Annotated in this window: 20 protein-coding genes; 1 reads left to right on the top strand and 19 read right to left on the bottom strand. The window is 52.4% G+C overall.

Annotation, left to right across the window (positions count from 1 at the left end; translation table 11 throughout):
- Nucleotides 1–15 precede the first annotated feature (15 nt).
- The 12 genes from alaS to cobO form a co-directional block, all read right to left on the bottom strand.
- Nucleotides 16–2634 (bottom strand): alanine--tRNA ligase, encoded by a 2619-nt coding sequence (gene alaS, locus HMPREF1147_RS00180; protein ID WP_198002963.1) that lies wholly within the window; start codon nucleotides 2632–2634, stop codon nucleotides 16–18.
- Between the two features lie 92 nt (nucleotides 2635–2726).
- A complete protein-coding gene (locus HMPREF1147_RS00175; protein WP_009657186.1) occupies nucleotides 2727–5336 on the bottom strand; it encodes a DNA translocase FtsK in 2610 nt (869 codons plus the stop codon).
- An 85-nt stretch (nucleotides 5337–5421) separates the two neighbouring features.
- Entirely contained in the window at nucleotides 5422–6699 is a 1278-nt protein-coding gene (locus tag HMPREF1147_RS00170; protein WP_009657177.1) for an amidohydrolase, read from the bottom strand.
- An 11-nt stretch (nucleotides 6700–6710) separates the two neighbouring features.
- A complete protein-coding gene (locus HMPREF1147_RS00165; protein WP_037350917.1) occupies nucleotides 6711–7952 on the bottom strand; it encodes an adenosylhomocysteinase in 1242 nt (413 codons plus the stop codon).
- Nucleotides 7953–7975: 23 nt separating this feature from the next.
- Entirely contained in the window at nucleotides 7976–8545 is a 570-nt protein-coding gene (locus HMPREF1147_RS00160) for a cob(I)yrinic acid a,c-diamide adenosyltransferase (RefSeq protein ID WP_009657175.1), read from the bottom strand.
- The gene (locus tag HMPREF1147_RS00155) at nucleotides 8542–10614 is read right to left on the bottom strand and encodes a polyribonucleotide nucleotidyltransferase (protein WP_009657183.1); all 2073 of its coding nucleotides are present in this window, start codon (nucleotides 10612–10614) and stop codon (nucleotides 8542–8544) included. Before HMPREF1147_RS00155 ends, HMPREF1147_RS00160 begins: the two co-directional genes overlap by 4 nt.
- Before the next feature lie 126 nt (nucleotides 10615–10740).
- Nucleotides 10741–11007: a 30S ribosomal protein S15 gene (gene rpsO, locus HMPREF1147_RS00150; RefSeq protein ID WP_009657176.1), complete on the bottom strand. Its 267-nt coding sequence runs from the start codon at nucleotides 11005–11007 to the stop codon at nucleotides 10741–10743.
- 84 nt (nucleotides 11008–11091) lie between these two features.
- Entirely contained in the window at nucleotides 11092–12051 is a 960-nt protein-coding gene (ribF, locus tag HMPREF1147_RS00145) for a riboflavin biosynthesis protein RibF (RefSeq protein WP_009657198.1), read from the bottom strand.
- A 41-nt stretch (nucleotides 12052–12092) separates the two neighbouring features.
- Complete coding sequence (murB, locus tag HMPREF1147_RS00140; RefSeq protein WP_009657180.1) at nucleotides 12093–13004, bottom strand: UDP-N-acetylmuramate dehydrogenase; 912 nt, start codon at nucleotides 13002–13004, stop codon at nucleotides 12093–12095.
- 15 nt (nucleotides 13005–13019) lie between these two features.
- A complete protein-coding gene (locus HMPREF1147_RS00135) occupies nucleotides 13020–13508 on the bottom strand; it encodes a tRNA (cytidine(34)-2'-O)-methyltransferase (RefSeq protein WP_009348748.1) in 489 nt (162 codons plus the stop codon).
- A 113-nt stretch (nucleotides 13509–13621) separates the two neighbouring features.
- The gene (gene ilvD / locus HMPREF1147_RS00130) at nucleotides 13622–15274 is read right to left on the bottom strand and encodes a dihydroxy-acid dehydratase (RefSeq protein ID WP_009438417.1); all 1653 of its coding nucleotides are present in this window, start codon (nucleotides 15272–15274) and stop codon (nucleotides 13622–13624) included.
- Nucleotides 15275–15445: 171 nt separating this feature from the next.
- Nucleotides 15446–15985, bottom strand: a complete 540-nt coding sequence (gene cobO / locus HMPREF1147_RS00125) for a cob(I)yrinic acid a,c-diamide adenosyltransferase (RefSeq protein WP_009657188.1) — start codon at nucleotides 15983–15985, stop codon at nucleotides 15446–15448.
- 46 nt (nucleotides 15986–16031) lie between these two features.
- Between cobO and HMPREF1147_RS00120 the strand changes: the two genes are divergently transcribed.
- The gene (locus HMPREF1147_RS00120; RefSeq protein ID WP_009657196.1) at nucleotides 16032–17654 is read left to right on the top strand and encodes a GDSL-type esterase/lipase family protein; all 1623 of its coding nucleotides are present in this window, start codon (nucleotides 16032–16034) and stop codon (nucleotides 17652–17654) included.
- 26 nt (nucleotides 17655–17680) lie between these two features.
- On the opposite strand, the gene queA is transcribed toward HMPREF1147_RS00120, so the two are convergent.
- From queA to HMPREF1147_RS00085, 7 genes are read right to left on the bottom strand one after another with little or no spacing between them, the layout of a single operon-like run.
- Entirely contained in the window at nucleotides 17681–18721 is a 1041-nt protein-coding gene (queA, locus tag HMPREF1147_RS00115) for a tRNA preQ1(34) S-adenosylmethionine ribosyltransferase-isomerase QueA (protein ID WP_009657193.1), read from the bottom strand.
- Between the two features lie 15 nt (nucleotides 18722–18736).
- Complete coding sequence (locus HMPREF1147_RS00110; RefSeq protein WP_009657192.1) at nucleotides 18737–19888, bottom strand: SpoIID/LytB domain-containing protein; 1152 nt, start codon at nucleotides 19886–19888, stop codon at nucleotides 18737–18739.
- Between the two features lie 22 nt (nucleotides 19889–19910).
- Nucleotides 19911–20513 carry an epoxyqueuosine reductase QueH gene (locus HMPREF1147_RS00105; protein ID WP_009657181.1) on the bottom strand — a complete coding sequence of 201 codons (603 nt, stop codon included), beginning with the start codon at nucleotides 20511–20513 and terminating at the stop codon, nucleotides 19911–19913.
- Nucleotide 20514: 1 nt separating this feature from the next.
- Complete coding sequence (ruvB, locus tag HMPREF1147_RS00100; RefSeq protein WP_009438370.1) at nucleotides 20515–21549, bottom strand: Holliday junction branch migration DNA helicase RuvB; 1035 nt, start codon at nucleotides 21547–21549, stop codon at nucleotides 20515–20517.
- Nucleotides 21550–21575: 26 nt separating this feature from the next.
- Nucleotides 21576–22172 (bottom strand): Holliday junction branch migration protein RuvA, encoded by a 597-nt coding sequence (gene ruvA, locus HMPREF1147_RS00095; protein ID WP_009657184.1) that lies wholly within the window; start codon nucleotides 22170–22172, stop codon nucleotides 21576–21578.
- Between the two features lie 12 nt (nucleotides 22173–22184).
- Nucleotides 22185–22679, bottom strand: coding sequence for a crossover junction endodeoxyribonuclease RuvC (gene ruvC / locus HMPREF1147_RS00090; RefSeq protein ID WP_009438437.1), 495 nt, complete (start codon nucleotides 22677–22679; stop codon nucleotides 22185–22187).
- A gap of 48 nt (nucleotides 22680–22727) precedes the next feature.
- Nucleotides 22728–23453: a YebC/PmpR family DNA-binding transcriptional regulator gene (locus HMPREF1147_RS00085; protein WP_009348738.1), complete on the bottom strand. Its 726-nt coding sequence runs from the start codon at nucleotides 23451–23453 to the stop codon at nucleotides 22728–22730.
- Nucleotides 23454–23458 lie beyond the last annotated feature (5 nt).

Raw genomic sequence — 23458 nt, 5'->3', positions numbered from 1 at the left:
TTTCAAGAAACCGTATTAGTTGTTTGCCTGCCGCTGGATTACGGAAATTGCCGCATCAAATGCCTGAGGAATGTTTTCGGGGGTCTTCCCGCCCGCCTGCGCCATATCCGGGCGACCGCCGCCGCCGCCGCCCACTTCCTTCGCGGCTTCTTTGATAATTTGTCCGGCATGAGCCCCGGCGCTCACCGCATTCTTATCCGCCTTAACAACGAGGCTGACCTTATCGTCAATGACCGCAGCAAGAATCACGATCCCATGATCGAGTTTCTCGCAGGCAAGGTCGGCGATGGTACGCAATTCGTCCATAGAATCAACATTCGCCTTACCAACGACGACATGGAAGGCGCCGATCTCACGAACGGCCATTAGGAGTTTCTGTGCATCGGCTTTATCCCTAAACTCGGCAAATTGACGAAGCTGTTCCTGCATCGCTTTCCTCTCGTCAAGGAATTTATCGATTTGAGAGGACAGATCTTCCGGTCTTGTTTTCAGCTTTGCGGATATTTCCTGTACGGTATGGTAGAGTGTCGCGGCATAGGAGAACGCCGCTTTCCCTGTAATCGCCTCGATACGGCGTACACCTGCGGCAACACCGGATTCTGCGATGATCTTAAAGAGTCCAATCTGCCCCGTATTGCCGACATGCGATCCGCCGCACAGCTCGATGCTGAACCCCGGAACGCTAACCACACGGACAATATCGCCGTATTTCTCACCAAAGAGCGCCATGGCGCCCATATTTTTAGCATCCGCAATCGGCATCATGGAGATATCGAGATCGACCGAGCGCAAAATCTCTGCGTTCACCAATTCCTCAATATCACGGATCTGCTGTTCCGTGACAGGTTCAAAATTGGTAAAGTCAAAGCGCAGCCGATCCGGCGTTACCAAGGAGCCCGCCTGTTTGACATGTGCACCCACAACACGTTGGAGTGCTGCCTGCAGAAGATGTGTCGCCGTGTGGTTGCGTGCGGAGGAGAGTTTTCGCTCCCGATTTACCGTGATGTCCACGCGGTCACCGCGATGGATTTCTCCTTCTTCCACGTAAGCAATATGATAAATTGTCCCGTCGGGAAGTTTTTTCGCATTGCTGATCGAAATATATCCGAGATCGCTCCGCAGAACCCCCTCGTCTCCGACTTGTCCACCGCCCTCGGCATAGAACGGGGTCCTATCGAGGATGATACCCGCGCTCTCACCGTCACGCAGAGAATCGACGATCTCGCCGTCACGCCAAATCGCCGCGACAACGGCTTCTTTGGCAGTCGAATCGGAGCGAAGCGCACTCGTATCGATATTCGACAAATCCGGCACGGCAACTACTTGATTCTCTGCACGCGCACTGCGCGCACGGCTTCGCTGGGCCTCCATCTCTTTGTCGAACTCCACGCCGTCAAGAGTGATGCCGTGTTCATGGAGAATTTCTTCCGTCAGTTCACGCGGGAATCCATAGGTATCATAGAGTTTGAATCCGATGTCTCCCGGCAGAACGACCTTGTTCTCCTCTTTGAGACGATCGATCTCGCCATTTAGCAGTTCCATGCCCTGCGCAAGGGTCGATGCAAAACGCTCTTCCTCGACGCGGATCACACGTTTGATGTATTCTTGCTTTGCCGTGAGTTCGCTGAAATCAGGCGCGCCGCGGAAAATCTCAACGACGGCATCTACTGCACCGTCAAGGAAAGGATCCGTAATACCAAGCATCCGCCCGTGCCGGATCGCACGGCGCAGTGTGCGGCGCAGGACATACCCCCGCCCTTCGTTGGACGGCAGGATACCGTCCATGATCATGACGGAGATAGACCGCGCATGATCCGCGATTACCTTCAGCGAAATATCTTTGCGCTTATCGCTTCCGTATGCAACGCCCGAAATCTTCGACGCGTAAGCGATGATCGGATAGAGCAGATCCGTCTCGAAGTTCGTTTCTTTATTTTGCACAACAGACGCAAGTCGCTCCAGCCCGCAGCCGGTATCAATGTTCTTGTGCGCAAGGAGGTTGTATTCCCCCTCCTCGGTGCGATCGTATTGTGTAAAGACCAAATTCCAAATTTCAAGGAAGCGGTCGCAGTCGCAGCCGACGCCGCAGGTAGGCTCTCCACAGCCGCGCTCTTCACCGAGATCGATATAGATCTCGGAGTCAGGACCACAGGGACCGGGGCCGATCTCCCAAAAATTATCGTTCAGAGGAACAATATGATCCGGCAGCAGCCCCGGCTGCTCCAGCCAAATGGCACGTGCCTCATTATCGTCGGGATAAATGGAGACCCAGAGCTTTTCCTTTGGGAGTTCTATCACTTCCGTTAAGAACTCCCATGCCCAAGGGATTGCCTCTTTCTTGAAATAATCCCCAAAGGAAAAGTTTCCGAGCATTTCAAAGAATGTCTGATGACGCGCCGTACGCCCGACATTCTCTATATCGCCGGTACGCACACAACGCTGCGAAGTCGTAATACGTGGGCGCGGCGGTTTCATTTTTCCCGTGAAGAAGGGCTTGAGGGGCGCCATGCCGGCGCCGATTAAAAGAAGCGTCGGATCGTCTTCAGGGATCAGCGAATAACTCGCGAGACGAAGATGGTCTTTTTTTTCTGCGAAGAACTGGAGATAGGCCTCCCGCAATTCGTTACCGGTCATGTATTTCAATCTGGACACCCTCCTAAAAGCATCACGGCAAAATACTGGTTGAGCGTAAGTATAGCATAGAACTGAAGAAAATACACGCTGTTTTACATCACACTTTTTACGAGCTCACGCGCCTGCTCCGGTGTCATAAGAATCTCGCGCGGCTTGTTCCCGCCGGCGCTCGGACCTATGATGCGGAGCTCTTCCATCGCATCGACGAGACGTGCCGCACGCGAATATCCGACACGGAATCGTCTTTGAATACTTGACGAAGATGCCTGCCCGATCGATAGGACGAGCTCCACAGCTTCCGGCAGAAGCTTGTCCTGTTTCATAAGGAACTCGTCATCCTCTTCCGGCTCGTTTTCCTTTGCCTCGTTTTCGATGAAGCTGACAAGCTCCTCATTCTCGTCAATTTCCTGTCCCTGTGCGCGGATGAAGTCAAGCAGCATCTCGACTTCTTCATCGCTGATGAACGCGCCTTGAACACGCAGCGGCTTCGAAACGCCCTGCGGCGAAAAGAGCATATCGCCTTTTCCAAGCAAGGTTTCCGCGCCGCCGCGATCTAGGATCGTGCGTGAGTCGACTTGAGAAGACACGGCGAACGAAATCCTCGACGGCAAATTCGCCTTAATGATGCCGGTGATGACGTTCACCGACGGACGCTGTGTCGCAAGGATCATGTGGATCCCCGCCGCACGCGCCTTTTGGAGAATGCGGCAGATGGCGTCTTCCACATCACGCGGTGCAATCATCATGAGATCGGCGAGTTCGTCGATGACGATGACGATAAGGGGCATTTTTTCTTCCGCATATCGGCGGTTGAACGTCTTAATGTCCCTAACGCCGTGATTGGCAAAAATCGTATACCGTTTCTCCATCTCCTGTACCGCCCAGTTGAGTACGGACGAGGCTTTTTTCGGGTCGGTCACGACCGGAACCATGAGATGAGGGATGCCGTTATAGTTCGACAGCTCGACCATCTTCGGGTCGATCAGGATAAATTTTACTTCATCCGGCGTCGCCTTAAACAGGATGCTTGAGATGAGTGTATTGATGCAGACAGATTTTCCCGATCCGGTTGCACCGGCAACCAGCAGGTGCGGCATTTTTCCAATATCGGCAAAGACCGCCTGTCCTCCAATGTCCTTCCCTAGCCCGACGGTAAGCTTTGACTGTGCCTCTTGAAATTGTGGATTTTCCAAGACTTCTCTGAGCTGAACGCTCTCCAAGGTGCGATTCGGAATCTCGATGCCGATGGCAGCCTTGCCCGGTACAGGCTCGATACGCACAGAGGATGTTGCCAGTTGGAGCGCAATATCCTCCGCCAGATTTGTGATCTTGCTGACCTTGACACCGGGCGCTGGTTCCAGATCATAACGCGTGACCGCGGGACCGTGACAGGCGCTGATCACCTTTGCGTTGACGCGGAAGTTCTCTAGTGTCTGGTGCAAAATGTGCGCATTCTCCTCAATCTCCTGCGCTAAAGATTCATTTTCCTGTTTGATATGCTTGGATAAGATATGCGTAACCTTGGGCAGCTCATAGGCATTCTCCTTATGGTCGGGAGGCATTTCCACAGAGTTGCTTATTTGCGGCGGCTTCTTTGCCGACGAAGGAGCGGCAGGAGGTTCGGAGGGCGCATCAAGAGGAAACGGTGCAGCATCCTCCTCTATTTCTATCGCAGGTTCGTCAATATGAGAAATCTCTATCATAGGCGCAGACGTCGTATCTTCCTGATGGCCATACGGCAGAGCGACATCAATAGCTTCTTCGGACTGCGCGTTATCTTCCGCATACCGGATGGGAAATATCGAAGGAACAGTATGATCCGCTTCCTCTTCTTCCGCTGTAACGGGGATTAGCGGCTCGTACGGAGCTTGTGCTTGTATTTCCGCTTTTTGTTCCCGCTCTTCAAGAGCCGGCACGTCAAGCGTTTCGATTGCTTCCGGAACAGGCTTTTCCGACAGATTTGCGCCAAAGACTTCATCGGGCATGTCCGCTTCCGCAAAGAGTGTGTCATTTGCCTGATTATACGGAACGGATGCGCGCACGTCGCTGACGATATTTGCAGCTTTTTCTTCGATTTTTTCGCTGACGGCACTCATCTTTTCATAGGTCGCACTAACGGCTGTTCCGGCGGCTGATGCGCCTTTTTTTGCCTGCTCTTTTGTGCGGATATAGCCGGAAGCGAACGACCACGTTGTTGATAAAAGAACGGAGCCTAGAATGATCGTCGTGAGCAGGATAATAGATCCGTCCACACCAAAGAATTTCCGCAGCACGAGGAGCACGCTCCCACCGAGCAGTCCCCCGCCGTCTGCAAGGCTTTGAGGCAGTATCTCCTCACCGACGGGAATGACAAAATGATGCCATGCCGCAAGGATCGATATAAATAAGCCTATGACACCAAAAAAACGCTTCGTATATAATAAGCTGCGATGATGCAAAATATACTGTATGCTGACAAGCCCAATGACCAAAATTGCAAAGGCCGCGCCCCAGCCGAATAAATATCGAAATATATTTGCAAAAAAGATACCGACAAAACCGACATTCCAACCGAGAAGCCCAACGCCTGAGAGTACGGCAAATGTGAGAAGTATAAGCCCGACAAATTCATACTTTCGTCCTGAATCGTTCGCCGGAGAACTTCCGCGGGCTTTCGGCGATCGACGACCGGGACTTCGTTTTTTCAATGAGAATCCCTCCATACTTGACTATGCCTCCATCTTTTTGAGATGGAGGCATAGTCAAGTGAAATATCTCTTCATCAAATGTGATCGGAGCATGTGCGCACTATTTTGTCAAGCGATCCGCCGTGCGCTGTGCTTCGTATAAAATACGCTCTTCATCCAGTGTCTTGAGTTCTCTATTTTCCATGAGAATTTTTCCGTTTACGATCACCGTATCAACGGATGAGGATTTTCCGGAATAGGCAAGGAGTGAGACCGGATTGTAACACGGTGTCCACTCTGCACCGTACATGGAAAAGAGGGCAATATCCGCCTTCTGCCCCGGCACTAGTTGTCCGACATCCTTTAACGAAAGTGCCTGTGCCCCGTATTCCGTTCCCATCTTGACCGCCGTGAGCGCAGGGACTGCAAGCGGATCGAGTGTATCCACTTTATGCAAAAGCGCCGATAACTGTACCTCGTCCAGCATATCCAAGTTGTTGTTGCTGGAAGCGCCGTCGGTTCCGAGAGCCACGCAGATCCCTTCTTTTAACATCCGAGGAACAGGCGCGATACCGCTGGCAAGCTTCATATTGCTGCCGGGATTATGGGCGATACGGATATTGTGTTTCTTGATGATAGAGAAATCCTCATCATCAAGATGCACGCAATGTGCGGCGATTGTCCCGTTTTCAAAGAGTCCCGTGGATTCCACATGTGCAAAGGGGCGTTTTCCATAGTCTTTGAGGCAGGACTCTACTTCCCCCACAGTCTCGGACATGTGTATGTGTATTTCGGCGCCGAGCTGCTGTGCGCGCTGTGCAATCTTTTTGAGATAGTCCGGCGGGCAGGTATATAGGGCATGTGGGCCAAGCATCACGGTGATGCGCCCGTCTGCGGCTCCATGATAGGTCTCATAAAGCGCGGCGTTTTCCTCCAGCTTCTTATCCGCATCGGGCGCAACGCCAATCAGACCTCTCGCGAGAACGCCGCGCAGACCGGAAACCTCCGTCACCTCGGCGACACGATCCATATCGGGACCGTACATATCCGCAAACGCCGTCGTCCCGCTGCGAATCATCTCTACTGCGGCAAGCATAGCGCCCCAATAAATATCGTCGGAATGCAGTTTTGCCTCGATTGGCCAAATCATTGTCTGAAGCCAGTCCATCAGCTTCATATCGTCCGCATAGCTGCGGAGGAGTGTCATTGAGGCGTGGGTATGCGCATTGACCAATCCCGGGATTGCAAAGTGCCGTGTCCCGTCGATTGTTTTGTCCGCATGAAAATCATACGGCACGTCGCCCATCGAAAGAATACGGTCATCCGCAATCGCGATATTGAGCGTCGGCGTTGTCCCGTCCGGCAAAAGAGCAGCAACGTCTTTAATCAGTATATTCACGGGGCGCCCCCTTATGCCAATCCGAGATATTCTTTTTGTTCCGCGGTCAATGTGTCGATGGAGATACCAAGCGAATTGAGCTTGATATTGGCGATCTCGACATTGATCTCCTCGGGCATCAGATGAACGCCTTTTTTCATCTCTTTCCCATGGCGGAGAAGATGCAGCGCGGAGAAGAACTGCACGCCGAAGGAAAGATCCATGATCTCTGCCGGATGTCCGTCCCCCGCAGCGAGATTCACGAGGCGTCCCTCCGCCAGTAAGTAGAGACGCCGCCCGTCGGGCTGGACATATTCTTCGATATTGTCTCGTACTGTTTGATGGGATACGGATTCTGCGGCGAGCTCCGGTATATTGATTTCAACGTCGAAATGTCCGGAATTCGCCATCATTGCGCCGTCTTTCATCGCGGCAAAATGATGTTTGCGAAGAATATCTTTGTTTCCGGTCAGTGTCAGGAAAATATCGCCGACTTTCGCGGCTTCGTCCATCGGCATCACATAGAATCCGTCAAAAACGGCTTCGATTGCCTTGATCGGATCTACCTCCGTAATGATGACGTTAGCGCCGAGTCCGCGCGCACGCATTGCACCGCCCTTGCCGCACCAGCCGTAACCGGCGATAACGACGGTTTTTCCCGCGATGACAAGATTCGTCGTCCGCATAATGCCATCCCAGGTGGACTGTCCGGTTCCGTAACGGTTGTCAAATAGGTATTTGCAGTATGCATCGTTTGCCGCAATCATAGGAAATTCGAGCTTGCCCTGCCGCTCGAGTGCATAGAGACGATGCACTCCGGTGGTTGTCTCCTCGGAACCGCCGATGAGCGTCGGCAGCAGCTCCCGACGAGTAGTATGAAGCATATCCACCAAGTCGCCGCCATCGTCAATGACAATGTCGGGCTTGATATCGAGCGCCTTATTGAGGAACACGGAATATTCCTCATCGGTGCATCCATGCCATGCAAATACGTGAACACCTTCTTCGACGAGTGCGGCTGCAACATCATCCTGCGTCGATAGGGGGTTGCTGCCGGTCACGGCAACCTCCGCTCCCGCATGTTTGAATATCGTTGCCATATAAGCGGTTTTTGCCTCAAGATGAAGCGTAATTACCATCTTAATGCCTGTGAAGGGCTTTGAAACAGAATACTCCTTATCCGCAGCCGCCATCACCGGCATGAAGCGTTTCACCCAGTCGATCTTTGCGTGTCCGGACGGCGCTAGTTTAATACCGCGAATCATAGATTCCATCATGCAGTCTCCTTCTATTTCCTTTAATTCTCAATCCCTTTTCGTGCAGGGATTCCCCGCTCATAATAATGCCGCACTTCCTTCATCTCCGTGATGAGGTCAGCGCGATCCAGCAGCCACTGTGGGGCATTTCGCCCCGTACAGATGAGTTCGGTTTCAAGAGGAAGAATTTCCCAAAAATGCTCCATCTGCTCTTTTTGTAGTAGACCAAACGCCAGTGCGACATTGATCTCGTCTAGGATAACGAGTTGATACTCCCCAGTTGCGGCAGCATCTGCCGCACGGCGCAGGCCTTCCGAGAGCAGCGCGACATAATCCGCCGGCGGATGTCCTTTCGGAAAGATAACAACGCTGTCCCCAAACGCTTCTTTGGTTTTTTCATCCATCATGCCGTCTTCGGCGATAAAGAAAGGTTTTCCCGTCGTTTCAAGTGTCATATGAGGGAGCGTACGCAAAAGCCCCTGTTCGCTGTAAGCAAGGCTCTTCATAAACTGCATCAGATAGACCTTGTGTCCTGCGCCGAGTGAGCGAATCGCCAAACCGATGGCGGCAGTCGTCTTTCCCTTCCCGTTTCCCGTATAGACCTGAATCATGAGAGCAGTACCTTATGGCTGACGTTGATGCGCCCCTTCTCGTCAATTTCAATGACCTTGACCTGCAGCTCGTCGCCGACATGCACAACGTCCTCCACGCTCTCTACGCGATGCTTTGCGAGCTGGGAGATGTGGCAAAGCCCCTCTTTCCCGGGGAGAAGTTCTACAAAAGCGCCGAACTTCAGGAAGCGTGTCACGCGGCCGGTATAAATCTCCCCAACTTCAACGTCGCGAACGATGTCCTCGATCATCTTGCGCGCACGATCCATCGCTTCGGTATTCGGAGAGGTGATAAAGATATTGCCGTCCTCATGAATATCGATATCCACGCCGGTCTCGTCGATGATTTTACGAACGACCTTGCCGCCGCTGCCGATGACGTCGCGAATCTTGTCCACGTCAATAGTGATCGTCTCCACGCGCGGCGCGTACGGAGAGAGTTCTTCCGCAGGCTTATCAATGCATTCCAGCATCTTGCCAAGGATAAATGCGCGCCCCTCCTTCGCCTGTGCCAAGGCGGAAGCGAGAATATCCCGCGTGATGCCCGCGATCTTGATATCCATCTGAATCGCCGTAATGCCCTTTGCCGTTCCCGCAACCTTAAAGTCCATATCGCCGAGTGCGTCTTCCATGCCTTGTATATCCGTCAGAATGGAATAATCGTCGCCGTCCCTGACGAGCCCCATAGCGACACCGGAAACAGGGCGCTTAATCGGAACGCCGGCGCACATCAGCGAGAGCGTACTGCCGCAGACGCTGCCCATCGAACTCGATCCATTCGACTCCAAAATCTCTGAAACAAGACGTATCGTATAGGGGAAATCCTCAATGGATGGAATCATCGGGAACAGGGCGCGTTCAGCAAGCGCACCGTGTCCGATTTCACGGCGTCCCGGGCTGCGCATAGGGCGCGCTTCACCGACGCTGTATCCCGGGAAATTATAATGATGCAGGTAGTGTTTCGTGGTCTCAGGTCCCAAACCGTCGATGATCTGCTCGTCGCCGATAGAACCGAGCGTCGTTACCGTGAGCACCTGTGTCTGACCGCGTGTAAAAAGCCCGGAGCCGTGCGTCCGCGGTAAAATTCCGACCTCACAGCTCACAGGGCGCACCTCATTGAGCGCGCGCCCATCCGGACGTATCTTTTCGTGCGTAATCATATGGCGCACGATGCTCTTTTCAATCTTATAGAGAATTTGCGAAATCTCTTTTGCCTGCTCCGGATATTCAACGATAAAGTGTTCCATCGTTTCGGACTTAATCGCCGCGATATTGGCATCTCGTCCGAGTTTATCCTCGTTGCGGGTGGCGGCGTCAAGACGTTCCTCCGCATAAACGCGGATCTTTTCCTCAAGTTCTTCGGAGACGGCAAAGATCGCCGGAATTTGTTTTTCCTTTCCGCAGACGCTTTGTATATTTTTTTGAAATTCAACCAAACGGCGGATCTCGGCATGTCCGAACAGGATAGCGTCTAAGACGATCTCTTCGGACAGCTCATTTGCGCCCGCCTCGACCATCATGACCGCATCATAAGAACCGGCAACCGTGAGGTTCAGCTCCGAGACGGCGCGTTCCTCCTCCTTTGGATTGATCACGAACGCACCGTTAACATAGCCGACGCGCACACCCGCAATCGGTCCCATAAAAGGAATATCGGATACGGTCAGCGCGCAGGATGCGCCGAGCATTGCGGCGATCTCCGGCGGATTATCCTGATCGACAGAGAGCACCGTTGCGACAATTTGAACATCGTTTCGAAAACCTTCCGGGAACAGCGGACGAATGGGGCGATCAATCAATCGTGCGCAGAGTACCGCATCGTTGCTGGGACGACCTTCTCTCTTAATGAAGCCGCCGGGAATTTTGCCCGCCGCATACATTTTCTCCTCGTAGTCCACGGTTAAAGGGAAAAAATCGACGCCCTCTCTTGGCGCACTCGATGCGGTCGCCGTGACAAGTACGACCGTATCGCCATAACGCACCAATGCGGCGCCGTTTGCCTGCTTTGCCATTTTTCCGTGCTCTACGATTATATTTCGTCCGCCCAGTTCAATTTCGAAACTCTGCATACATTTATCCTCCTAGGTCTCTCACATGCATTACATGACAAAAGCATTCGACAAAACATCTTAGAATCCTTTTCCCTATAGCAAAAAAGCGGGGAAATCCCCGCCCTTTCACCTCCGCATAAGCTGTTACTTACGCAGATTGAGCTTTATTATGATAGCGCGATACCGCTCAATGTCCGTTTTGTAAAGATAGCCGAGCAGACGGCGGCGATGTCCGACCATCTTCAGAAGTCCGCGGCGCGAATGATGATCCTTTTTATGTTCTTTCAGATGTTCGGTGAGATACTGAATGCGCGCCGTCAATACGGCAATCTGCACCTCCGGCGATCCGGTATCACCCTCATGAATTGCATGTTCCTTAATGATTTCCTGTTTTTTTTCCTGCGTAAGCATATAAAATCCTCCTCTAAAATATTGACCGATGACCAAGAAAACGTCGGATTAATCGTTATCCGAGTCACGGCTCTATGACGTCGTTCATATTACCATAGAAATATTTTCTTGTAAATGAAAAATTTCCGCTATCACGCTGATAGACGTTTTTTTGTCGCGCTCGATCTGTGCTTTCAGTTCCTCTGCTGAAGAGAATCGCCGCTCCTCTCGTATGCGCGCGTGAAACGATACGGTGAGCCGATCTCCGTACAGATCCTTCGAAATATCAAAGATATGAACCTCAAGGCGCCGCCTGCAGCCGCCGAAGGTCGGATTATTTCCGATGTTGGCAACGCCCGCATACTGCTCCGCTCCATGCGCAACGGTTACCGCATACACACCGTTTGGCAGACTCTCGTTCTCGTCCTGCAGTTCAATGTTCGCCGTTGGAAAGCCAAGCAGGCGTCCGCGCGCCTCACCGTGAACAACCGTTCCTATGATAGAAAACGGATACCCAAGATACTCGTTGACCTTGGCAATATCCCCATGTTGAATAAGTCCGCGAATGCGTGTGCTGCTGATAGGCTCTCCGTCACGGATCACCGGATCGCATACGAGCGCCCTGAATCCGTAACGCTTCGCCTCTTGACGCATGAGATCAGGTGTGCCGCGCCCAAATCTGCCAAATGTGTAATTTTCTCCGATCACAACGTATTGCGGTGCACAATATTGATGCAGCAGTGCAACAAAATCTGTGGCATCCGTTTTGGCGAAATTTGGCGTAAACGGGATCTCCACCAAGACATCAACACCGAGGCGCTCTAAAATCTTTCGCCGCAGAACATCACTGCCGATAAGGCGCGGACTTCTTTGCGGGTCTACCACGGCACGCGGGTGATTCAAGAAGGAAAAGACAAGCGCCGTTCCGCCGATCTCCCGTGCGCGGCGCACCGCCGTTTTGACGATGCGTTGATGCCCTAAGTGAATGCCGTCAAACATCCCCAGTGCCATAACGATGCGCGGATATAATGCGTGAAATTCTATGAGTTTTGTATAGCATTCCATTACAAAGAAACATACTCCTAATCATATACACAGTGATACTGTTACGGCTCCCCAATGATGCGCAGTTCGGGCACAAGGCGCACCGCGTTCCGCGCATAAACGCGTTCCTGTACCACCGCAATCAGACGCTGCACATCGTTTGCCGTCGCGCCCCCAATATTTACAATAAAGCCCGCATGTTTGCGTGATACCTGTGCACCACCGACCGTGAATCCCTTTAATCCCGCCTCGTCAATGAGCGTGCCGGCAAAGTATCCGGGGGGACGCTTGAACGTGCTTCCCGCGCTCGGGTATTCAAGCGGCTGCTTGCTCTTGCGCCGCCCGTTCAAATCGGTCATCTTCTCCAAAATATCGGCAGGATTCCCCGGCATCAAATGCAGCCGCACTTCACAAATCGCTTCCTCGCGCTCGTGAAATATACTGTGGCGATAATCAAAGTCCAACTCATGCGCTGCATAGGAACGGATTTCTCCTGCGGCTGAGACCGTTTTCACCTGCGTTACGATAGATTTCATCTCCCCGTCATAGGCGCCCGCATTCATAAAGATCGCGCCGCCGATGCTGCCGGGGATTCCGGCGGCGAACTCCATTCCGGTCAGACCCTGCCGCTGTGCAAAAGCGGCGGCATCTTTCAGCAACGCGCCTGCGCCCACAGTAATGTCTGAGCCGGATGCAACGATGCTGCTCATCGTATGATTGAACCGAACGACCAGTCCTCGAATCCCACCGTCACGCACCAATATATTAGAACCGTTTCCCACGAGTGTGATCGGCTCGCCATATGATTTTGCCGCTTGGATGATCTTCTGCACCTCGTCGATAGAAGCGGGATAAAACAACATATCGGCAGGTCCGCCGATGCAAAAGGTCGTATGGAATCGCATGGGTGCGTTCATGAAGAGCCGCGACGGATCAAATGTCTTATGACAGAAATCGATAAAATCCTTGTTCATCTCATTCTTCCCTTCTCATGGTTCCGCAGAAAATCCGATACCGACACATTGCAGCGCAGAAAAGTTATTTTGCCGCAGCGCTTCATAGGCAACAACGGCGACGGCATTGGATAAATTCAGAGAACGCGCCCCCGATGCCATAGGGATGCGGATTGTTCGGTCTCGATGGGCGGCGAGCAAATCATGCGGGAGCCCTGCGCTCTCTTTGCCGAACACCAAGAACGCATCCGGTGGATATGCAACGTCACAATGTGTCCGAGAAGCTTTGGTTGAACAAAAGTAAAACGTACGGTTTGGGTACATCTCCAAAACTTCGTCAAAGCGGTCGTGATAATGCACCGTCACCAAATGCCAATAATCCAACCCCGCACGTTTCAAATATTTATTGTCCGTTGAAAAGCCAAGCGGTCTGACAAGATGAAGCTCTATGCCCGTGCCGGCACATAGCCGCGCAATATTTCCGGTGTTCCCCGGGATCTCCGGCTCTACGAGAACAATATGCACCCGCCGTATCCCCCCTTACGATATAATCTTACAAAATGCACCGTTATTATATCGAATCAACGCAATAAAAACAACCCACAGGAGGCGTACCTCCCGTGAGTTGGAATTGATTCCTAGCTTAACACGGCGCCGGTATTTGCCGACGATGTGAGCTTTGCATAGCGTGCGAGATAGCCGGTCTTGATCTTCGCCTCCGGCTGTACCCAGCGTGCGCGCCGCGCTGTAAGCTCTTCGTCGCTGACCTCCAGCTCCAATTTGCGGTTTGGAATATCAATCGTGATCATATCCCCATCCTCGATGAGCGCGATGGGACCTCCCGCCATCGCCTCGGGAGAGATATGTCCGACGCAGGCGCCCTGACTTGCACCGCTGAATCGTCCGTCGGTGATCAGACCTACCTTGAGCCCCATACCGGTGATGACTGCCGTCGGATTCAGCATCTCCTGCATCCCCGGACCGCCTTTCGGACCTTCATAACGGATGACGACAACGTCCCCGTCGTGAATTTTCCCTGCCATGATGGCGTTGACGCCTTCTTCTTCCGAACTGAAGCACTTGGCCGTTCCGCGATAGGTGAGCATATCGTCGGCAACGGCGGACGCCTTCACAACGGCGCAATCGGGCGCAAGATTCCCCCGCAGAATCGCGAGCCCACCTTGCGGGCGATAGGGATTATCCACACTGTGAATTACCGTCGGATCGAGAACTCTTGCGTGTTCGATTCGCTCGCCTATCGTTCCGGTGACCGTCAGCGCGTTGAGATGAATCAAATCTTTTTTCGCTAGCTCGTGCATAACGGCGGAGATGCCGCCCGCTTCATTAAGATCCTGCATGTGATGCGTTCCCGCGGGGCTGAGTTTCGTGATATAGGGCGTCCGTCTGCTGATTTCATCAAAGAGCGGCGGAGGCAGTTCGATGCCTACCTCGTGGGCGATCGCCGTCAGGTGCAGCACGGTGTTGGAAGAGCCGCCGATGCCCATATCCACCGTAATGGCATTCTCAAACGCTTCCTGCGTCATAATATCGCGCGGGCAGATTCCCTTGCGGACGAGGTCGAGGATGACAGCGCCCGCATGTTTTGCGAGGAGACGCCGCTCGCCCGTGTAGGGCGCAGGAATCGTGCCATTCCCGGGAAGTCCCATTCCGAGTACTTCCGTTAAGGAGTTCATCGTATTTGCAGTGAAGAGTCCGGAGCACGACCCGCAGCTTGGACACGCACTGTTTTCGATCTCCGTCATTTCGCTCTCGTCCATTTTTCCGGCGGCATACATGCCCGCCGCTTCAAATGCCTGACTGACGCTAATATCCCTGCCGCGATAGCGTCCCGCGAGCATGGGGCCGCCGCTGACTAGAATTGCCGGGATATTGAGCCGTGCCGCAGCCATGAGCATACCCGGCACGACCTTGTCACAGTTGGGGATGAGCACCAAGCCGTCAAAACCGGAAGCCATCGTCACAGCCTCTATGGAGTCCGCGATGAGTTCGCGGCTGGCAAGAGAATACTTCATGCCCGTATGCCCCATGGCAATGCCGTCGCAGACACCGATGGAGGGAAACTCAATCGGCGTGCCGCCCGCAGCTGCCACGCCCAGCTTTACGGCTTCCGTAATCGTATTCAGATGAAAATGCCCCGGAATGATCTCATTAAATGAATTGCATACGCCGATGAGCGGCTTTCCAAGATCCTCGGCACCATACCCGTTTGCATGAAATAATGAGCGGTGCGCACAGCGTGTCGCCCCTTTTTTTACCACGTCGCTTCTCATATCATCTCTCCTAATTCTAAATAAAGTTTATGGCGATCAACGGTCATCATAAACGAAGTATAAACACATGACTGAGATTGTAGCGCATTATACTCTTTTTTTCAATAGCTAAAGTATCATAAAGAAATTTATGAATCGTGGCATAGTGTGGTACACCTATGTTATAATGATCTAAAATTCTATGCCGCGCTGAGCCTTGATCCCCTTTTGATAGGGGTGCTTCACGAGATGCATTTCGGTGACAAGATCGGCGCGGTCAATTAGTTCTTCCGAGGCGTTTCTTCCCGTAAAGATGAGATGGGTCTGCTCCGGGCGTGCACTTAGAATTTGCTCCAATTCCTCTTGACGGATCAGACCGAACGAATAGGCATAGTTAAATTCGTCCAAGATGATCATGTCCCATGTGCCGCCCGATATTTCATGCAGCGCGCTTTGCAGGAGCTCTTCTGCGGCACGACGGTGTTCCTCCACATCTTTATTTCCTTTGCGTGTGAATCCGAGACCGCCTTGACGGATTTCAATACGTCCGCCGGCATCGTTTAATGTTGCGATTGCCTTTAGTTCGCCATACGACCAGCTCCCCTTGATGAACTGCAGGATCAAGACACGCATCCCGTTTCCCCATGAGCGTATCGCCATGCCGAGCGCAGCCGTTGTTTTCCCCTTTCCTTCGCCTGTATGAACGATGACAAGTCCTCTTCGATTATCCATATGTATCACCTCATGATTGAATAAAAAATTGATATACGGTGGTTTTATGAAGCATTATATTTTTTTTACGGCAATTATTTTCCTCGTTTCCATGATGTGTATTTTCTTCATTGAAAAAAAAGATGTCCTAAGCCTCAAACAAATTGATATAGCGACAAGTATCCGTGAGGAGCATGGAGAAAGTATACTCACGTGGGAACGCATCCCCTACCCTTGCTATTATCGTGTGGACACCTACATCAAGATGACCGGAAAAATATCGAATGAAACAGTCTACCAGCGGGTCAAGTCAGAGTTCACAACAACGCCCTCTTATCATATCACTTCTGCACCGATTCCATTTTACTACCGTATTACCGCTTACGGAATGTTTGGCGCGGTGACCTCCCCGTCGACGCCAAAATCAAATCCATATTTCGAAGCCGTGTTCCCCATTCATATCAGCAAATACCCCGAATCGTCCCCCGCCAGTCTCATGCCGTTTCTCATATGGCACAGTATGGCAAACGCCGTCTTATACGAAGTCGAATTTCTTTCCGCCCCTCCCGAAAAAGATGGCGGGATTGCATTATCCAAGACCAAGCACCTGAGCAGTACACAGGGCGTCTTCACGAACGGAATGCAGGCAGATCTGCGCAAGTTCCAGTCCTACGGGACAATCTATTGGCGCGTGCGCGCATTGGGGCTCAAACATGAGCCTATCGGCGAGTTTTCACCGGCGGAGCCGATTGTACTCAGCGGCGAAGAGGAACTTCCAAATCGCCCCATTCCAAATACATTTGATCAGGTGATGAACTTCCGGCAGCCGCTTTATCCCGTGTATCAGTGGATTCCGCTCAACGGCGTAACGCGTTACGAAGTAGAACTGCTCTCAACACGTCCTGTCAATGACCACGGCACCGAACCGGATCCAAGTCAAGTATGGTCGGCAGAGACCGTATCTGCCAATGCCGTCTATGACGAATATCCGCGCCCCTACGCCGGGATTTACTACTGGCGCGTACGCGGACTCGACGCACAGGGCAAGACGGTCGGTACATGGTCGGATATCGCATCTTTTACAGTGGAAGCACCGCACAATCATCGTCTGTACGCCGCCGCACTCGGGGACAGCATCACACACGGCGGCGGTGCAATCTCAAACTCCCCGGCACTCCTCGAATACAGCTATACCACCTACCTCCCGTTCGAGTGCTTGAATCTCGGGCGCAGCGGCGATACCGCGCATACAACCTTGGAACGCTTTGAGCAGGACGTACTGCCCGCCCATCCGGAGAACCTGTTGATCCTCACGGGGTCAAATAGCCTGCGCGCGGATACGACAAGTGCGCAAGACATTATCCGGGATCTTGACGCCATACAAAGAAAGTGTATCGCCCATGATATTCGCCCCGTTTTCCTCACGCTGCTTCCGCTGAATCCTGAGCGCATTACGCTTTCATTCCAATCTGAAACGGATCCTCTGTGGCATTTGAAGCTCAATGCCGTCAACACATGGATTCGTGCACAGCGATACCATATTGATATGGAGCCGTTTTTCTATGATGCCTCAAACGGGATCCTGAGCCCCCTGCTCTCAACCGACGGCCTGCATCCGGATATTGACGGGAAGCGCATGATGGCGGAAGTGATTTTGCAGCATCTAGATGACCTGACACCGCAGGAATAGAATGGCAAAAGCAACATGATCCTAGATCACGTTGCTTTTTTTCTGCCTTGAATCAGCATCGCATCCCCAAAAGAAAAGAAACGATACCCCTCATCAACGGCTTGTTTATATGCATTTAATATAAACGAACGCCCGGCAAACGCGCTGATAAGCATGATCAGCGTAGATTTTGGCAGATGAAAGTTCGTTATGATTGCATCCACTACCTTAAACCGGTAACCCGGATAAATAAAAATATCTGTCCACCCGCTTGTCGGGCGAATTTCACCGGTCTCCCCCGCGGCTGATTCGAGCGTTCGAATGGACGTTGTCCCTACGGCAACGATACGACGACCTTCCGCTTTCGCCCGCCGGATGATCTGCGCCGTTTCTTCCGGAATGGCATAATACTCACGGTGCATCACATGATTTTCAATCGTCTGCTCCTGCACCGGGCGGAACGTCCCCAATCCGACATGAAGGGTAACAAAACCGAATATAACACCTTTTTCCTTGAGACGTACTAAAAGTTCTTCAGTGAAATGAAGCCCTGCCGTCGGCGCGGCTGCAGACCCGCGTTCCCGGCTGTATATGGTTTGATACCGATCCGCATCGGAAAGTTTTTCCCGGATGTACGGCGGGAGCGGCATCTCGCCCAATCGATCTAAAATCTCTTCAAATATTCCTTGATAAATGAATTTTACAATACGACCGCCAAAATCCGTATGCGATATGATCCCACAGGAAAGCTCTTCACCGAACCGGATACGATCTCCTATGCGCGCCTTTTTGCCGGGCTTTACCAAGGCCTCCCACCGGTCTCTGTCGATTTGCCGGAGTAAAAGAACTTCCACCTTTGCACCGGTTTTATCGCGTGCACCGATCAGCCGTGCCGGAATCACGCGCGTATCGTTAAATATCAGGACGTCCCCCGGCTGCAATAATACGTCCAGTTCATAAAAATGCCGATGTTCGATTGTCTGTTCCGCAGGATCGAGCACCATGAGGCGCGACGCATCCCGCGGTTCGAGCGGTGTTTGTGCAATACGCTTCTCGGGTAAATCATAGTCAAAATCAGAAATATCCATATGATATATGCCTCATCAGTATAATTTCTCTACGGAAACGCCGGTATAATAGTAACGCAGGATCTCTTTGTAATTCTTTCCACGCTCCGCAAATGCCTCTGCGCCCCACTGAGACATGCCAAGACCGTGGCCGGAACCGTATCCGTTAAATTCTACCGTCGACTTTTGCATCCGAACGTTGAACAGTGTGCTTGGAAGCGCAAATAGGGAGCGTATTTTATTGCCGCCAAGGACGACGTTCCCCTTATCTCCGATGATGCGCATGGTCAACACACGTCCCGCGTGACTGCGGTCTCCTTTCCCATTGCCAATCTGGAGGCGGGAGAGCTTAATCTCCTTGAGGTTCCCTATTTTTCTGCCGGTTGATTCTATTTTTTGGACAAAGAGCGTCGATGTTATGGATCGATTCCATGGGAGTGTCTGAGCGCGGGCTTCGGGAACTGCTCTGAGATACGGCACATAACTTCCCCATACGTTTTCACTCGACTCCGTCATGCCGCCGGAATCCGTATGAAACAGAGCGTCAGCAATTTCCCCTTGATAAAATAAAACTTCCCCGTGCGTCGCGTCAACGGCATCGGTAGAAGCCTTTGCCTCGGCGTTCATCCCCTCGTATACTTGGCACTCAGGGGTATTGCAGAGATCATAGCCGTCCGCACGGTGCCGCCCCCTATTTTTGAGCGCAAAGGTGCGTGCCGCAACACTCTGCGCGCGCAGTGCCTCGCTCCTCCACGAGGCGGGCATTTCCTTCGGGACGACCCCGTATAGATAGTCCTCAATCAAAACGTTGTTGACGACAGTCATTCCCGCCTTCTTGAATAAGGTGATATATCCGCGATAAGGGCTTCCATCGACCTCCACAAAGCCGCTTCCGGAAGGCTGAACAATCAGTCGATCTGATTTTTGTTCTGTGCCGTTGACCCAAAAAGCGCCGCTTTTTTCCTCAACGACAAGTTTTTCCCCCATCGGCACGATGAGAAACGGATCGTCTTCAAGCGTCCTATGGACATAAAGCACGGTATTCCTGCCCGTGACGGTAACGATATGCCGTTCACTCATAATGCCGACCGTGAGTTCCGGTTGGAGCGAAGCGTTCGTTCGATGGAGCGGAATGAACACCGACGCAAAAAAAATTAGGGACATCAAAATACGTTTGCACTGCGCCATTTCGCTCCCCTGCTTTCTTTAACTATGCCTGTGCCAAAAGGCGGAGACGTTTCTTCTCTTTATTTTCCTTGCGCTGCATCTTGCGCAGCGTACGGCTGTACCGCTCTTCCTCGCTAAAAATACATCCGCAGTAGGATTGACGGTAGAGCCCCATGTCTTTGCTGATGTCGATTCCTTCCTGCCAGCCGACGCGGAAATCCTCGTAGTAGAAGGAAATACCGTACATGTTCGCATAACGCTGCGCCGTTTCGCGCATGAGTTCGTGCTGCTGATAGATGCTGTAAAACAGTGTGGAGGTAAACGTGTCAAAGCCGTGTTCCGCCGCATAACGCACGGCATTCTCCAGTCGCCACGTGTAGCACATACGGCAGCGCCCCAGTCTCGTATTCTCTGCCGGCAGGGCTTTCTTTAGAAAATCTCGTATGCGGTATTCGCGATCCGCGACAAAGTCCATATGTGACATCGCCGCAAATTTCTCAGCGTTCTGCAGACGCTGATCCCATTCCGTATAGGGGTGGATATTGGGATTAAAAAAATACCCCGTCGGCTCGATCCCCTCTTCGCGAAGTTTTTTCAGCGGATAACAGGAGCAGGGTCCGCAGCACATATGCATCAAAAGATTCATGTTAGAGCAGTTCTCCTTGCCGGTAATCGTTTTCCGGATAAGCGATTTTCATGTGTTCGTATCCGCCGCGTGTGACGATACGCCCGCGCGCCGTCCGCGCAATAAAGCCGAGCTGTATGAGATACGGTTCATAAACGTCTTCGATGGTTTCGGGCATCTCGCTCAGCGCGGCGGCAAGCGTTTTGAGTCCGACGGGTCTCCCTGAAAATTTGGTAATCATCACTTCGAGCATCGTGCGATCTTTATTCTCCAGTCCCTGTTCATCGACCTCGAGGGCTGTGAGCGCAGCAAGCGTCGTTTTGTGAGATATGATGTCTTCTCCCGCGACTTGCGCGATATCGCGCACGCGTTTGAGAATACGATTTGCCACACGTGGCGTACCTCTGGAACGGCGCGCAATCTCAAGCGCACCCTCGTGTTCAATCGTCACAGATAGGATCTCCGCCGTTCGCTCAATGATGAGGAGAAGCGCCTCCGGCGTATAGTATTCGAGCCGTGCCTGAATTCCAAACCGATCGCGCAGCGGCGCAGAGAGCGCTCCCGTCTTTGTCGTCGCGCCAACCAGCGTAAACGGAGCAAGATCCAGCCGGATGGAACGAGCGCTCGGCCCTTTGCCAATGATAATATCGATGGCATGATCCTCCATCGCCGAGTAGAGGATTTCCTCAACATGATGGGACAGTCTATGAATCTCATCGATGAAGAGCACATCATGATCCTGCAAATTGGTCAGCAGAGAGGCAAGATCGCCCTGACGCTCAATCGCGGGTGCCGAGGTCTGGCGAAAGTTCGCCCCCATCTCGTTCGCTATGATGCCGGCGAGCGTCGTCTTTCCAAGCCCCGGAGGACCGTAGAGAAGAACGTGATCAAGCGCTTCCCCGCGCGACAATGCGGCTTGAATAAACTTGGACAGATTATCCTTTATTTTGTCCTGCCCAATGTACTCGCTGAGACGGCGCGGGCGCAGACTGTATTGCCAACCGTCGGTACTTTGTTCTTCGAATGAGACGAGTTCCTCCTCATTGCGTATATCCATAGATCTCTCCCCTCCCTCCTATATCGTTAGAATCGCTGCAGAACGGACAGCGCATATCGCACCAATTCTTCCGTACTTTGATAGTCCGTCTTTCCCTGAAAGACCGTTTGAATTTCGTTTTGCTGAAACCCTAAACTCATCAGAGCTTCCGTAGCTTCCGCAAGCATGGAATCCGAGACATCGGAGACAACGGCGCTCGTATCATCCACACCTGTATCGGCATAAGCACCGAATTTATCCTTAAGCTCTAAGACAAGGCGTTCCGCCGTTTTCTTGCCGATGCCCGGTAATTTTGTAATGCCCTTGACATCCTTTTTGTGAATCAACCGATAAAAATCGTGAGGTGTCACCTCAGAAAGAATACTCTGCGCGCCTTTGGGTCCGATGCCGGAGATACCGATGAGGTGCTGAAAAAGATCGTATTCCTCCTGCGAGAAGAACCCGTAGAGGAGGATCGCGTCCTCACGCACATGCGTATAGATATAGAGAAGCGCCTCTTCCCCCTGAGCAATATGTGCGCAGGTTTTTCTCGAGACAAACACACGATACCCCACGTCATGTACATCGAGCAAACAATGGTCAACGGCGCTGTGCACGACAGTCCCGCGCAAGAACCCTATCATACGTCTCTCCCATTAAATACGATTGCGCCACGCAATACTATCCACACAATACGCCGTACAAATCGCAACGGCAAGCGCATCCGCCGTATCGTCCGGATACGGCGGCTCCGGCAGATGGAGCAATTTCGTCACCATATAGATGACCTGTTCTTTGGTCGCTTTCCCATATCCGGTGACAGCCTGTTTTACCTGCAGCGGCGTGTGTTCGACGATCGGGATATCGTTCTTTGCCGCCGCAAGGAGTGCGATACCGCGTGCCTGCCCCACGGGGATTGCCGTCGTTACGTTGCGATTGAAAAATAGTTGTTCTATTCCTATGGCGGACGGGCGATGCTCCTGTATGAGGTTTTCGAGCTCTGTGTAAATCTTGAGCAGACGCCGTTCCGGCTGCATTTTAGACGGTGTCGTAATCGCACCGTACGCGTGCGGAACGAGGCGGCTGCCTATCTGCTCTACAAAACCGTAACCGCAAATCGCCGTCCCCGGATCTATTCCAAGAACCAACATATTCCGTCCCTAAAAAAGTGCAGACGATATGTCTGCACTTTTTTCTCCTTAATCCATCTCATAGTTGCTGTATACGTTCTGCACGTCGTCATTGTCTTCCAGTGCATCGATGAGCGTCTGCATCTTCTCCGCATCTTTTTCCGAGAGGCTGACCATCGTATCCGGCACCATTGTAACCTCCGCCGACACGGTTTCAATGCCCTTGTCTCCAAGCGCCGTTTCGATGGACTCGAAGGCGTCCGGCGCCGCTACAATCTCGAATACATCGTCCTCTGCGCGCATATCCTCCGCGCCCGCCTCCAAGACGAGTTCCAACAGTGCGTCCTCGTCGTCAAAAGAGTCTTTTTCGACGATAAACACGGCTTTTTTCTTAAACATCCATGCAACGCAGCCGTCCTGTCCAAGATTTCCGCCGTACTTCGAGAAGAGATGTCGCACGTCCGCTGCTGTACGATTGCGGTTGTCGGTCAGAATATCGAGGAGAACCGCGGTGCCGCCGGGACCGTATCCCTCGTACACAACTTCCTCGTAATTGCTCCCCTCCGTAGCGCCGAGCCCCTTTTGGATGGCACGGTTGATGTTATCCTTCGGGATATTGTTTGCTTTTGCTTTCGAGAGCGCAAGTTTGAGACGCATATTCCCCGTGGGATCACCGCCGCCCATACGCACGGCGATCGTGATCTCTCTGCCGATCTTCGTCGTGATTTTGCCGCGGATGGCGTCGTTTGCGCCCTTTTTACGCTTTATATTCGCCCACTTTGAATGTCCTGACATGAAAT

Source organism: Selenomonas sp. FOBRC9, assembly GCF_000287655.1.
GTDB classification, from domain to species: domain Bacteria; phylum Bacillota; class Negativicutes; order Selenomonadales; family Selenomonadaceae; genus Centipeda; species Centipeda artemidis.
Note: the sequence above shows the minus strand (reverse complement) of the source record. Positions and strands in the feature narration are given on the sequence as shown.

What these genes read in the sequence shown, in the direction of transcription:
- HMPREF1147_RS00160 (WP_009657175.1), bottom strand. Translation starts at nt 8,545, where the DNA reads ATGATTCAGGTCTATACGGGAAACGGGAAGGGAAAGACGACTGCCGCC.
- rpsO (WP_009657176.1), bottom strand. Translation starts at nt 11,007, where the DNA reads ATGCTTACGCAGGAAAAAAAACAGGAAATCATTAAGGAACATGCAATT.
- queA (WP_009657193.1), bottom strand. Translation starts at nt 18,721, where the DNA reads ATGGATATTTCTGATTTTGACTATGATTTACCCGAGAAGCGTATTGCA.
- ilvD (WP_009438417.1), bottom strand. Translation starts at nt 15,274, where the DNA reads ATGAGAAGCGACGTGGTAAAAAAAGGGGCGACACGCTGTGCGCACCGC.
- HMPREF1147_RS00165 (WP_037350917.1), bottom strand. Translation starts at nt 7,952, where the DNA reads ATGGAATCTATGATTCGCGGTATTAAACTAGCGCCGTCCGGACACGCA.
- cobO (WP_009657188.1), bottom strand. Translation starts at nt 15,985, where the DNA reads ATGGATAATCGAAGAGGACTTGTCATCGTTCATACAGGCGAAGGAAAG.
- ruvA (WP_009657184.1), bottom strand. Translation starts at nt 22,172, where the DNA reads ATGATAGGGTTCTTGCGCGGGACTGTCGTGCACAGCGCCGTTGACCAT.
- ruvC (WP_009438437.1), bottom strand. Translation starts at nt 22,679, where the DNA reads ATGTTGGTTCTTGGAATAGATCCGGGGACGGCGATTTGCGGTTACGGT.
- HMPREF1147_RS00110 (WP_009657192.1), bottom strand. Translation starts at nt 19,888, where the DNA reads ATGGCGCAGTGCAAACGTATTTTGATGTCCCTAATTTTTTTTGCGTCG.
- ruvB (WP_009438370.1), bottom strand. Translation starts at nt 21,549, where the DNA reads ATGGATATACGCAATGAGGAGGAACTCGTCTCATTCGAAGAACAAAGT.
- alaS (WP_198002963.1), bottom strand. Translation starts at nt 2,634, where the DNA reads ATGACCGGTAACGAATTGCGGGAGGCCTATCTCCAGTTCTTCGCAGAA.
- ribF (WP_009657198.1), bottom strand. Translation starts at nt 12,051, where the DNA reads ATGGAATGCTATACAAAACTCATAGAATTTCACGCATTATATCCGCGC.
- HMPREF1147_RS00085 (WP_009348738.1), bottom strand. Translation starts at nt 23,453, where the DNA reads ATGTCAGGACATTCAAAGTGGGCGAATATAAAGCGTAAAAAGGGCGCA.
- HMPREF1147_RS00105 (WP_009657181.1), bottom strand. Translation starts at nt 20,513, where the DNA reads ATGAATCTTTTGATGCATATGTGCTGCGGACCCTGCTCCTGTTATCCG.
- murB (WP_009657180.1), bottom strand. Translation starts at nt 13,004, where the DNA reads ATGAACAAGGATTTTATCGATTTCTGTCATAAGACATTTGATCCGTCG.
- HMPREF1147_RS00120 (WP_009657196.1), top strand. Translation starts at nt 16,032, where the DNA reads ATGAAGCATTATATTTTTTTTACGGCAATTATTTTCCTCGTTTCCATG.
- HMPREF1147_RS00155 (WP_009657183.1), bottom strand. Translation starts at nt 10,614, where the DNA reads ATGCAGAGTTTCGAAATTGAACTGGGCGGACGAAATATAATCGTAGAG.
- HMPREF1147_RS00175 (WP_009657186.1), bottom strand. Translation starts at nt 5,336, where the DNA reads ATGGAGGGATTCTCATTGAAAAAACGAAGTCCCGGTCGTCGATCGCCG.